Below are 12264 nucleotides of genomic sequence, written 5' to 3'. Positions count from 1 at the left end.
CGTGGAGGGAGAGAACTGACGTCAGAAATATAGCTTGAAAAAAGTTATGAACTATAACTATTATACGTCATCATCTGACCGGAGGGAGGATTCCGGTTGGATTTTGAAGTTGATCGAACAGGGAGGAAACCAATGATCAACTTGCATAAGCAGTTTGCCAAACTGGCCGTGGCTGCGACTGTATCCGCACTTGCGCTTGCAGGCACCGCATCAGCCACGCTGGCGCAGGAAGTCACACTGCGCCTGCACCAGTTCCTGCCGGCTCAGGCCAATGTTCCCAAGAACGTACTCGACCCCTGGGCCGACAAGATCGAAGCCGAATCTGATGGGCGCATCAAGATCGAGCGCTATCCGGCCATGCAGCTTGGCGGCAAGCCGCCGGAGCTGATCGACCAGGTCGTCGATGGTGTCGTGGATATTGTCTGGACCGTTGCAGGCTACACCCCCGGCCGCTTTCCGCGCGCCGAAGTGTTCGAGCTTCCGTTCACCATGACGGATGCGGAAACCATGTCCCGCGCCTACTGGAAGCTTGCCGAAGAAACCATGATGGATGAGGACTTTGCGCGCTTCAAGCCGCTGGCCCTTTGGGTTCATGGCCCGGGTGTCATCCACTCCAGCAAGCCGATCGTGGCCCTGTCGGATCTTAACGGCGTCAAGCTTCGCGCTCCGACCCGTGTCACCAACAAGCTGTTCTCCAATCTCGGCGCAACGCCGATCGGCATGCCGGTTCCGGCCATTCCGGAAGCGCTCAGCAAGGGCGTTGTCGATGCCACGGTCATCCCGTGGGAAGTCGTCGGCGCGCTGAAGGTGAACGAGCTGGTCAAGAACCACACGGAATTCCCGGGCAAGGCGCTCTACACCACGTCCTTCATCTTCGCGATGAACAAGGACAAGTATGACAGCCTGCCGGATGACCTGAAGGCCATCATCGATGCGAACTCCGGTGAGGAATTCTCGGCCTTCGCCGGCAAGCAGATGCAGGCCGACGATGCCGGCCCGCGTGCCGCCGCGGTGGAGATGGGTAACAACATCATCACGCTGACGGACGAGCAGGCAACTGAATGGGAAGCCGCCGCTCAGGGCACCATCGACGAGTGGTACGCCGAAATGGATGCCAAGGGCATCGACGGCAAGGCGCTGCAGGCCCGTGCCGAAGCGTTGATGGCCAACTGACCGTCATGAAGCAGCCCTTCGGAAACGATGTTTCCGAAGGGCGTACTTCGACAGGATACAAGAAAAATGCTGCTCACTCTGGTGGAGCGTCTCGCGCGCTTCATGGCGATACTCGGCGGTCTGGTTCTGACGGCGCTGATCGGGCTGACATGTGTCAGCGTGCTCGGCCGCGGCCTGAACACATTCGGTCATTCCGAGTTTCTGACCTCACTGTCCGAAAGCGCGGCCAACGCGCTGATTGCGACCGGCGTCGGTCCGGTTTCGGGCGATTTTGAACTGGTCGAGGCGGGGATCAGCTTCACCATTTTCGCCTTCCTGCCCATCTGCCAGCTAAAGCGCGGACACGCCACCGTGGACGTTTTCGCCGGCAGCTTTCCAATCTGGATGAACCGGGGTCTCGAAGTGCTCTGGGAGGTTCTCTTCAGCCTGCTGATCTTCCTGATCACCTGGCGGCTGTTCGTCGGCATGGAAGACAAGATGCGCTACAACGAAACCACCTTTCTGCTGCAATTCCCGATCTGGTGGGCCTTCGCGCTCAGCTTTGCCGCCGCTGCGGTTGCCTCCGTCGTGGCGCTCTATTGTGCGGTTGCCAAGGTGCTTGAACTGTTTACCGGCCGGCGTTTCACACCCGACGCCGAGGGAGGGGTCCATTGAGCCTGCTTGAACTCGGCTATCTGTCGTTTCCCGTTCTTCTCTTCCTGATCTTCCTGCGGGCGCCCATTGGTCTTGCCATGATGATCTGCGGCCTGGGCGGTCTCTATCTTGCGACCGGCAGCCCCAACATCATTCTCGCCAAGCTGAAGTCGGAAACCTATTCGACCTTTTCCAGCTATTCGCTGACGATCATTCCGATGTTCCTGCTGATGGGGCAGTTCGCGACCCATTCGGGCATGTCGGCGTCCCTGTTCAAGGCCGCCGAAAGCTGGCTCGGCCACCGCAAGGGCGGTGTCGCCATGGCCGCTGTCGGGGCCTGTGCCGGCTTCGGCGCGATCTGCGGATCGTCGCTTGCAACTGCCGCCACCATGAGCCGTGTCGCCTTGCCGGAACTGCGCCGCTACGGCTATTCCGGCGGGTTCTCGACGGCCACGCTGGCGGCTGGCGGGACGCTCGGCATTCTCATTCCGCCGTCGGTCATCCTGGTGATCTATGCCATCCTGACCGAGCAGAACATTGCCAAACTGTTCCTGGCTGCCTTCATTCCGGGCATCCTGGCCGCCATCGGCTACATGATCACGATCTCGATCTACGTGCGCCTTCACCCCGGCTCCGCCGGTACGCGTGAGCCGGTTCCCTACGCCGAGCGGATGCGCGCACTGATGGACGTCTGGCCGGTGCTGCTGGTGTTCGGTCTCGTGGTCGGCGGCATCTATCTGGGCTGGTTCACACCCACGGAAGGGGCTGCGGTCGGGGCTGCGGGAACGGGTATCATCGCGCTCATTTCCGGCAATCTGACCTGGAAGATCTTCGTCGACAGCATGATCCAGACGGCCATGAGCACGGCGATGATCTTCTTCATCGTGCTTGGCGCCGGGTTCTACAACAGCTTCCTTGCGCTCAGCCAGTTGCCGCAGGAACTCTCGGGCTGGGTCGTCGGCCAGGGCTTCAGCCCGCTGGTGGTGCTGACGCTGATCCTGCTTTTCTATCTGGTCTTCGGCTGCCTGATGGACAGCCTGTCGATGATCCTATTGACCATCCCGATCTTCTTCCCGGTGATCAGCGTGCTTGATTTCGGCATGAGCCCGGAACATGTCGCGATCTGGTTCGGCATTCTGGTCCTGATCGTTGTGGAGGTCGGGCTGATAACGCCACCCGTCGGCATGAACCTGTTCATCATCAACGCGATGGACCGGTCGACGCCGATGAAGGAGACCTACAAGGCGGTTCTCTGGTTCGTGACGTCCGACATCGTCCGCGTGATCCTTCTGGTCCTGTTTCCGTCAATCACCCTGTTCCTTCTGGCTGGTTAACCCAGCCGGAAGGCGTGCGCCCTTTCGGCGTATCAAAATAGGTATGAGATATAACAATGATGACTAAAACCAATCTAGAGGCTGTGCCATGCTGATATCCGGACAAGCGGCGCTGATCACAGGAGGCGGCAGCGGACTTGGCGCTGCAACCGCTCGCTATTTTGCAAGCCAGGGTGCGAAGGTTGCGATCCTTGATTTCGATATCGACCGGGCCCGCACCGTCGCGGAAGAAATCGGCGGGGTCGCCGTCCAGGCCGATGTCAGCAGCGAAGCGGCCGTGAACACCGCGCTCGAAGAGGCGACAGAGCTGCTCGGCATGCCGCCGCGCATCATTGTCAACTGCGCCGGTGTCGGCTTTGCCGCCCGCATCGTCGGCCGGGAAGGCAAGCTTTCCTTCGATACTTTTGAAAAGACGCTGAAGGTCAATCTCTTCGGCACGTTCAACGTCATGAGCCATGCCGCCCGGCGCCTGATGGATGTGGAGCCGCTGGAAAACGGCGAACGCGGCGTGATCATCAACACCGCATCGGTCGCCTTCGAGGACGGACAGCTTGGCCAGGCTGCCTATTCGGCGTCCAAGGGCGGCATCGCGTCCATGTGTTTGCCGGCGGCGCGGGAATTCGCCCAGCACGGCATCCGCGTGATGACCATAGCGCCGGGCCTGTTTCGCACACCGATGATGGAAGGCCTGCCGGAAGAAGTCGCGGCGAAGATCACCGCCAACATACCGTTTCCGCCACGCCTGGGCGAGCCGGAGGAATATGCCCTGCTTGCCGGCCACATCGTGACCAACCCGTTTCTGAACGGCACGACCATCCGTCTGGATGGCGCCGTGCGGCTGCCGCCGCGCTGAGGAGAGACCCATGACAGAACCGATCCTGAAAATCGAGATTTCCGACAGCGTCGCGACCCTGACCATGAACCGTCCGGACAAGCGCAACGCCATGTGCGACGAGCTGCTGGCAGCCATCGACGGATTTTTCCTGGCCCCGCCCGCCGAGGTGAAGGCCGTGGTCATCACCGGCACCGCCGGGCACTTCTGCTCGGGCCTCGATCTGTCCGAGCATGTTGCCCGCGATGCAGAAGGCACCATGCGCCACTCGCGCGGCTGGCATCAGGTTATGGACCGGATCCAGTTCGGCGGCTTGCCGGTGGTCTCCGCCATGTTCGGGGCCGTCATCGGTGGCGGGCTTGAACTGGCCAGCGCCACCCATGTGCGTGTCGCCGAGCCTTCCGCTTTCTTCCAGTTGCCGGAAGGCCGCCGGGGCATCTTCGTCGGCGGGGGGGCTTCGGTGCGCGTCGGCCGCATCCTGGGGGCGGACCGGATGACCGAGATGATGCTCACCGGCCGCAAGTACAGCGCAGGCGAAGGTCTGGCCCTGGGCCTTGCCCATTACACCGTGGAGGAGGGCGAGGCGCTGGCGAAGGCACAGGATCTGGCTGCCCGGATTGCCTCCAACGCACCGCTGTCCAACTACATCATGATCCAGGCGCTGGCGCGGATCGCGGACATGTCCAAGACGGACGGTCTGTTCACCGAGAGCCTGTGCGCCGCCATCACCCAGACCAGCCCGGACGCGCTGGAAGGCCTTGCCGCCTTCCTGGAAAAGCGCAACCCGACCTTCAGGTGACCCCATGAGGAAAACCGCGATGGAACCGGAGAGTGAAACTGGAATTGTGACCGTCAGCGACAGGAGCCTGCGGTCGCTCTACGGCTATCAGATGAAGCGGACGTTCAACGTCATTCAGTCGGACCTGAGCCGCACCCTGAAGCCGCTTGACCTGCGCATGCTGACCTACACCGCCCTTGTCCTGATCGTCGATAATCCGGGCCTGCGCCAGTCGCAACTGGCAGAGGCCCTGGATATCGAACGGCCCAACTTGGTCGTGATCGTCGACGAACTGGAGCGGCGCGACCTGATCATCCGCGACCGCCTGCCGAATGACCGCAGGGCCTATGCGCTGAAGGCGACGCTCGCCGGACGGCGGCTTTGCGAAAAGGCGATGGCCGCGGTCATGGCGCACGAAAAGAGGCTGCTCAGCGGCATCAGTCCGGATGCTTTGAAGGGAGCCACGAAGGTGATGCAGATGATCGAAAGCAACCGCCAACGGGAAGACTGACAAGACGTTTCGGGAGGAGACGATCATGAAGCGCACGAAAGAATTTTTGCGCCATTCGGTCGAGCGGGAAGACCGGCCGGACGGCACCATCCTGCTGCGGTCGACCTATCCGCTCGGCCCGGTGGCAGACCGGACGGGTGACTGGCTGCACCAATGGGCTCAAGAGGCCCCGGAGCGGGTGTTTCTGGCCGAGCGCAGCGGCGCAGGCTGGCGGGAGGAACGCTATGCCGGTGTTCTGGAAAAGGTTCGGGTTGTTGGCGCCGCGCTTCTGGCAAGGGGCATGGGGGCCGATACACCGATCCTGATCATGTCCGGCAATGGTGTCGATCACGGCATTCTTGCGCTTGCCGCGCAATACGTCGGTGTGCCGGTGGTACCGGTGGCCGAGCAGTATTCGCTCATCCACGGTGCCCATGGCCGCCTGCGCGAGGCGATCAACCTGATCAAGCCGAAAATGGCCTATGTGGTCGATGCAGAACAATATGGAGAAGCACTGAACCTTGAGGAACTGGCGCACGTCGAGATTGTCGCCAGCAGGGCAGGCAGCCGAAGCGTCACCACTTTCGCCGATCTCCTGAAAGGTGATGGCAGCGTCGATGTCGACAGCGCTTTTGCAGCCGTCACGCCGGATACGGTCGGCAAGATCCTGATGACCTCGGGCTCGACCTCCAGCCCGAAGGGTGTGCTGACCACCCACCGGATGATGTGCGTTAACCAGGTCCAGCTTGCCGACTCGTTGCCGTTCCTGCGCAAGCGTCCGCCGGTGATCGTCGACTGGCTGCCCTGGAACCACGTCTTCGGCGGCTCGCACAATTTCAACATGATGCTGGCCAATGGCGGCAGTTTCTATATCGACGACGGCAAGCCGGTGAAGGGCCTGTTCGAGCGCACGATCGAGAACCTGACACTCAAGACCGGCACGCTGGTGTTCAACGTGCCGCTCGGCTTCGGCATGCTGCTGAAGGCACTGGAGGCAGATGCGGACCTGCGTCACCGCTTCTTCGAGGATCTGGACCTGATCTTCTACGCCGGGGCTTCGCTGCCGCAGGAGGTCTGGTCCGGGTTCGAGCGCATGGCGATGGAGGTCAAGGGCGAGGTGCCGTTGATGACCTCTTCCTGGGGGCTTACAGAAACTGCACCCTCAGCCCTTATGCAGCAGGAACCGGCACCGCATTCCGGCATTGTCGGCGTTCCGGTGAACGGGGTCACCGTCAAGTTGATCCCGGATGCGGACATGCGCTGCGAAGTCCGGGTGAAGGGCCCCAACATCATGCCGGGCTACTTCAACGATCCGGAGAAGACGGCCGCCGCCTTCGATGAAGAAGGGTTCTTCATCACCGGAGACGCGATGCTGTTCCTCGACCCGGCAGACCCGAACAAGGGCATGCGTTTTGATGGCCGGATATCGGAGGACTTCAAGCTGCAGTCCGGCACCTGGGTAAGGGCGGCACAACTGAAGCTCGACATGCTGTCCCGCCTCGCGCCGCTTGCCTCCGATCTGATCATCACCGGCGCCGACCGCCAGCAGATCGGCGTCATGATCTTCCCCAACCTCGGGGAACTGAAGCGGGAAGGGTTCGACCTGCAAGATGACGACGGCGCGTTCCGTTGCAAGCTGCTGCAGGGGGAACTCCACCGGCGGCTCAGTGCCCGTGCCCGCGAAATCAGCGGCAGCTCGACGCTGGTGTCCCGCGCCATCGTTCTGTCTGTGCCGGCCTCCATGCCGGAAGGCGAAATGACCGCCAAGGGCAATTTGAACATCCGCAAGGTTCTGTCACGCCGCGAGCGGCTGCTGGAACGGCTTTACAAAGACGATGACCCGGCTGTGGTCACACTCTGATTGAGGAGCGCTTGAAATGGTCGATATCACCAAGGTTCGCGCCATCGACATCCATACCCACGCCGAGGAACCCTGCGGCTGCCATTCCGATGATGGCTATGATGACCTGCAGGCGACGATGGCGAAATACTTCCGCGCACCCTGGAGCCATCCGCCGACTGTGCCGGAAACGGCGGCCCACTACCGCGAGCAGAACATCGCGGCGGTGATTTTCCCGGTCGATGCGGAACGCGAGACCGGCTACCGTCGCTACAAGAACGAGGAAGTGGCCGAGCTTGCCGCCGAAAACGACGATGTGCTGATCCCCTTTGCCTCCATCGATCCGCACAAGGGCAAGATGGGTGCGCGCGAGGCGCGGCGCCTGATGAAGGATTTCGGCATCAAGGGCTTCAAGTTCCATCCGACGATGCAGGGCTTTTACCCGAACGACCGCATGGCCTACGAGCTCTATGAAGCGATTGCGGAAGAAGGTTCCATTGCGCTGTTTCACACCGGCCAGACAGGTGTCGGCAGTGGCATGCGCGGTGGCAACGGCATGCGGCTGAAATACTCCAACCCGATGTATATGGACGATGTCGCGGTCGATTTCCCCGACATGAAGATCATCCTCGCGCATCCTTCCTTCCCCTGGCAGGAAGAAGCCCTGGCGGTCGCCCAGCACAAGCCGAATGTCTATATTGATCTCTCCGGCTGGTCGCCGAAGTATTTCCCGGAAATCCTGGTCAAATACTGCAACTCGATCCTGAAGAAGAAGGTGCTGTTCGGCTCCGACTGGCCGATGATCACGCCGGAGCGCTGGCTGGCGGATTTCGAGAAGATCGCGATCAAGGACGAGCTGCGGCCGGACATCATCAAGGGCAATGCGGCAAGGCTGCTGGGGCTGGCATGATCACGCCGGAGCTCACCCATTTCTGCGACCTTGAAGTCGAACTGGGCCCTGTCCGGGAAATGGGACAGGGCAGGGCGGGAACGCGGCGGATCATCCCGATCATCGGTGGTCGGGTGAGCGGTCAGGTGTCCGGAACGGTGCTCGACATGGGCGCCGACTGGCAGACCATCCTGGCAGACGGTTCGGCCGATATCGACACCCGCTATGCCTTTGAGACAGACGACGGCGTGGTGATCGAGATCATCAACAAGGGCGTGCGCCATGGCCCGCAGGAAGTTCTTCAGGCGCTCGCCCGCGGCGAGGATGTCGACCCGTCGCTCTATTACTTCCGCACGGTGGCAAGGCTGGAAACGGGAGATCCGCGTTATGACTGGGTCAACCGTACACTTTTCCTTGGCACCGGCCACCGCCTGGCGTCCGCCGTGCTGGTGTCATTGTTCCAGGTGGGGTGAGGGCGGGAGTGAGGTTGTGATGTCCGGGCTCTCCAAACATCCCGAAACAAAGTCCTCGATCACCGATCTCCTCATCCTGAGGAGGACCTTCAGGTCCGTCTCGAAGGATGGGCCGCTTGCGCAGGAGTTTGCCGCCCATCCTTCGAGACGGGCTGGCGCCCTCCTCAGGATGAGGGGGAATTTGCAGCAACTGCCGTATCGCCGTTCCTTTGAAAGCCTGTAGCCCATGAAACCCTTTGCCGCACCGCTTGACGATATCCTGTTCTGCCTGACCTATGTTGCCGGGGCGGCGGATCTGCCGGACTTCGATGCAGAGCTTGCCGCCGAGATCGGCGGTCATTTCGCCGCCTTCGCCGAGGAGCAGCTGGCCCCCTTGAACGAACCGGGCGACAGCCAGGGCTGCCGGCTGGTGGAGGGGCGGGTGCAGATGCCGGACGGGTTCCGCGAGGCCTATGCCGCCTATGCGGAGCAGGGCTGGCCGGGGCTGACGATCCCGGAACAGCTTGGCGGGCAGGGGCTCGATGCTGGCGCTCTTGCGATCACTTCGGAGATCTTCACCGGTGCCAATCACAGTCTGCAGATGGTGACGAGCCTTGCGGCCGGAGCCGCCCGCACCCTGCTTGCCTTCGGAACCGAAGATCAGCAGGCACGGGTGATCCCGCAATTTGCATCCGGTGAAGCGCTGGCCACCATGTGCCTGACCGAACCGGACGCCGGGTCCGATCTGTCCCGCATCCGCTGCCGGGCTGTGCAGGCTGGTGATGGCTGGTCGATCAGCGGTGAGAAGATCTTCATTTCCGGCGGCGATCAGGACATGAGCGAGAAGATCTATCACCTGGTGCTGGCGCGCACGTCGGACGAGGGCGTGAAGGGCCTGTCGCTGTTTCTATGCCCGTGCACCCGTGCGGACGGCAGCCGCAATGCGGTGACCGTGACCCGCATCGAGGAAAAGATGGGCCTCCATGCCTCCCCCACCTGCCAGCTTGCCTTCGACGGGGCCATGGCCGAACTGATCGGCCGGGAAGGCGAGGGCCTGAAGGCAATGTTCACGATGATGAACCACGCCCGCGTGGACGTGGCCTTGCAGGGGGTTGCCCATGCCGCCCGCGCCGCGGACATTGCCAGCGCCTATGCGGCAGAGCGCAAGCAGGGCCGGGACGCTGCAGGCAAGCCTGTGACGCTGGACGGCCATGTCGATGTCCGGCGCATGCTGGACGAGATCGACGCCCTTGCTCTCGGTGGCCGGGCCATCGCGCATCTGGCGCTGGTGACGGTCGAGGCGGGCGAGAACCGGGCCCTGGCGGAATTCCTGACCCCGATTGCCAAGACCTTCTGCACACAGGCCGGGATGCAGGCAACCGAACTCGGCATGCAGGTGCTGGGTGGTTATGGCTACCTGAAGGAATATTTCCTGGAGCAGTGCTACCGGGATGTGCGGATCACCGCGATCTATGAAGGCGCCAACGCCATTCACGAACGGGCGCTGGTCACGCGCCTGCTGCCGGGCAAGGAAGGCAAGGCCTTCGAGGATTTCCTGCGCGCCGAATGCCAGCGCAACGACACGGCTTATCATCAATTGAGCGAGGTGGTTGCCCACTGGTGCCATGCGCGCGAGCAATTGTTGCAGAGCGAGGATCCGACCGCTCTGGCGCATGACTTCATGAAAGTGACAAGCGCGACCCTCTTGAAAGTCCTGTGGGCACGGATGGCCGAGAAAGCGGACCACCATCCGGAGCCGGATCGGATCCGGCGTCTGGCCGGGAAAGTGCTGGCACGATCCGAACTGGCTCTGAGCGCCTGATCTTCCTCAAGACACAGGGACAGAGTTTCGGCAGTCGCACCAAAAATGTTTTGCAGAGGTGCATCCCCCGCTGTCCGCATGCGGGGGAGACGGGAGGACGCTGCGCAGGGGGTGAGGTTGCTGGGGTCTGTCGCACCCGGTCTTTTCCCGAAAGCTTTGCAATCTCCGCAGCTTCGCGCAAACTAGCCCAAACCGATCACGCCGGGACCTTTCATGCATCCGCTCAATCTCGAACAGCTCAGGGCCTTTCTGGCCGTTGTCCGCCATGGCGGCGTCAACAAGGCGGCGGGCAGTTTGAACCTGACCCAGCCGGCGGTGACGACGCGGATCAAGCGGTTGGAAGAGGCGCTGGGCACCGAGTTGTTCGAGCGTTCTCCCGGCAGGCTGAAGCTGACCAAGCGCGGTGAGCTGCTGCAGACGTTCGCCGAGCAGTTCGAGCGGCTGTCGGACAAGGTCGAGGAGACGGTGGTCTCCCGTGAGGGCATAGATCGGCATCTGCGCATCGGTGCGTCCGAAACCATCGCGCAGTGCTGGCTGCCGGATCTGGTTGCCGCGCTGCGGGCCGATTTTCCGAACCTCATCGTGGAAATCAACGTCGATATCTCGGTGAACCTGAGGGCGGGGCTGCTCGACCGGGAAATCGATCTGGCCTTGCTGCTGGGACCGATATCTGAATATTCGGTCGACAATATCGAGTTGCCCGGCTTCGATCTCGGCTGGTATGTGGCGGCGGATAGCCCGGCTGAAGGAGAGGACGCCGTAGCGCTTCTGCGGGAGAAGCCGGTGATCACCTACGCAAGGCACACGCGCCCCTACCGCGAACTGAAAACGCTGTTGTTCGAACGGGTAGCTCCGGACGTGCAGATGTTTCCGTCGTCGTCGCTTTCGGCCTGTTTCCGGCTGGTGGAAGCAGGGCTCGGGGTCGCGGCGTTGCCGAAGGCGCTGGCACGGCCCTATGTCGATGGCGGACGGATCGTCGAGTTCGATCCGGGATGGGTGCCGGACGCCCTGAGGTTCTCCGCAAGCTATCTCGGTGACCCGCGCAGCCACATCGTGGCGGCTGCGGCGAAGAAGGCGCTGGAGGTTGCGGTCGCTTACTCAGGATATAAAAATAATTTATAAGATCCGCTAAAATCATTCAATTTGAGTTTATAACCGCAATGCAGGAGCCTTTCTCCAATGGAGGAGAGCCCCAGTGCTGCAATCTTATGAAACCCTTCGGCAGGAAAGCATCGAGACGCTTCGGGCGCAGATAAGGTCCGGCAGCTATCGCTCGCACACGGCTGGGCTCGGCAAGAACCTGCTTCAGGCAAATCTGGCGATCATTCCGGAGGCCTATGCGCTGGATTTCATGCGCTTCTGTCAGCGCAATCCCAAACCCTGTCCTCTGATCGGTGCTTCGGACACGGGAAATCCCCTCCTGTTTACCCTGGGACACTGCCTGGATATCCGTACCGACGTTCCGGCCTACAACATCTATCGCGATGGCCGGCTGGAAGGCTCCGTGACGGACATAAGCGCCTTGTGGTCCGACGATCTCGTCGCCTTTGCGCTCGGGTGTTCCTTCACTTTCGAACATGCCCTGATCGAGGCGGGGATCGACGTCTGGCACATTTCCAGCAATGTCACCGTACCGATGTTCCGCTCGAACCTGGAAACGATACCGGCCGGGCCGTTCCGGGGAGCGATGGTGGTTTCCATGCGGATGATCCCGGATGAGCGGGTGCAGGACGCGGTTGCCATTTCGGCCCGCTTTCCGCTGGCGCACGGATCGCCCGTGCATATCGGTGATCCCGCCGCCATCGGCATTTCCGATCTCGGCAAGCCGGACTGGGGCGATGCGGTGCCGGTGGAGGCCGGATATACGCCCGTCTTCTGGGCGTGCGGAGTGACGCCCCAGGCCATCATCCAGAAAGCGGCCCTGCCGCTGCTGATTACCCACAAACCGGGACACATGCTGATCACGGACATCCCGGATGACGCTGAAATTCCAATCATAACAAAAAAGACGCAGTAAGCTC

Annotated in this window: 12 protein-coding genes; all 12 read left to right on the top strand. The window is 61.7% G+C overall.

The features are described 5' to 3' along the window. Positions 1-132: 132 nt before the first annotated feature. The 12 genes from SIAM614_RS19745 to SIAM614_RS19685 all read left to right on the top strand — a co-directional run bounded on the left by SIAM614_RS19745 (position 133) and on the right by SIAM614_RS19685 (position 12260). Positions 133-1173 carry a TRAP transporter substrate-binding protein gene (locus SIAM614_RS19745; protein WP_006937256.1) on the top strand — a complete coding sequence of 347 codons (1041 nt, stop codon included), beginning with the start codon at positions 133-135 and terminating at the stop codon, positions 1171-1173. A gap of 66 nt (positions 1174-1239) precedes the next feature. Further along, positions 1240-1827 (top strand): TRAP transporter small permease, encoded by a 588-nt coding sequence (locus SIAM614_RS19740; protein WP_006937255.1) that lies wholly within the window; start codon positions 1240-1242, stop codon positions 1825-1827. Further along, the gene (locus SIAM614_RS19735) at positions 1824-3140 is read left to right on the top strand and encodes a TRAP transporter large permease (RefSeq protein ID WP_006937254.1); all 1317 of its coding nucleotides are present in this window, start codon (positions 1824-1826) and stop codon (positions 3138-3140) included. Before SIAM614_RS19740 ends, SIAM614_RS19735 begins: the two co-directional genes overlap by 4 nt. Positions 3141-3228: 88 nt before the next feature. Continuing rightward, positions 3229-3993, top strand: a complete 765-nt coding sequence (locus SIAM614_RS19730; RefSeq protein ID WP_006937252.1) for an SDR family NAD(P)-dependent oxidoreductase — start codon at positions 3229-3231, stop codon at positions 3991-3993. A gap of 10 nt (positions 3994-4003) precedes the next feature. Next, on the top strand, positions 4004-4771 hold the full coding sequence (locus tag SIAM614_RS19725) for a crotonase/enoyl-CoA hydratase family protein (protein WP_040440640.1): 768 nt from the start codon (positions 4004-4006) through the stop codon (positions 4769-4771). A gap of 19 nt (positions 4772-4790) precedes the next feature. After that, a complete protein-coding gene (locus tag SIAM614_RS19720; RefSeq protein WP_208984049.1) occupies positions 4791-5261 on the top strand; it encodes a MarR family winged helix-turn-helix transcriptional regulator in 471 nt (156 codons plus the stop codon). Between the two features lie 25 nt (positions 5262-5286). Continuing rightward, positions 5287-7101, top strand: coding sequence for a feruloyl-CoA synthase (locus tag SIAM614_RS19715; protein WP_006937246.1), 1815 nt, complete (start codon positions 5287-5289; stop codon positions 7099-7101). Positions 7102-7117: 16 nt separating this feature from the next. Then, positions 7118-7990: a 4-hydroxyphenyl-beta-ketoacyl-CoA hydrolase gene (locus tag SIAM614_RS19710; protein WP_006937244.1), complete on the top strand. Its 873-nt coding sequence runs from the start codon at positions 7118-7120 to the stop codon at positions 7988-7990. Next, on the top strand, positions 7987-8442 hold the full coding sequence (locus SIAM614_RS19705; protein WP_006937239.1) for a DUF3237 domain-containing protein: 456 nt from the start codon (positions 7987-7989) through the stop codon (positions 8440-8442). Before SIAM614_RS19710 ends, SIAM614_RS19705 begins: the two co-directional genes overlap by 4 nt. A 226-nt stretch (positions 8443-8668) precedes the next feature. Then, entirely contained in the window at positions 8669-10243 is a 1575-nt protein-coding gene (locus SIAM614_RS19695) for an acyl-CoA dehydrogenase family protein (protein ID WP_006937235.1), read from the top strand. A gap of 213 nt (positions 10244-10456) precedes the next feature. Then, positions 10457-11365, top strand: a complete 909-nt coding sequence (locus SIAM614_RS19690; protein ID WP_006937233.1) for a LysR family transcriptional regulator — start codon at positions 10457-10459, stop codon at positions 11363-11365. Positions 11366-11438: 73 nt separating this feature from the next. Further along, the gene (locus SIAM614_RS19685) at positions 11439-12260 is read left to right on the top strand and encodes a putative hydro-lyase (RefSeq protein WP_006937231.1); all 822 of its coding nucleotides are present in this window, start codon (positions 11439-11441) and stop codon (positions 12258-12260) included. Positions 12261-12264: the final 4 nt, after the last annotated feature.

Origin of the sequence: Roseibium aggregatum IAM 12614 (assembly GCF_000168975.1) — a bacterium.
Classification (GTDB): Bacteria; Pseudomonadota; Alphaproteobacteria; order Rhizobiales; family Stappiaceae; genus Roseibium; species Roseibium aggregatum.
Note: the sequence above shows the minus strand (reverse complement) of the source record. Positions and strands in the feature narration are given on the sequence as shown.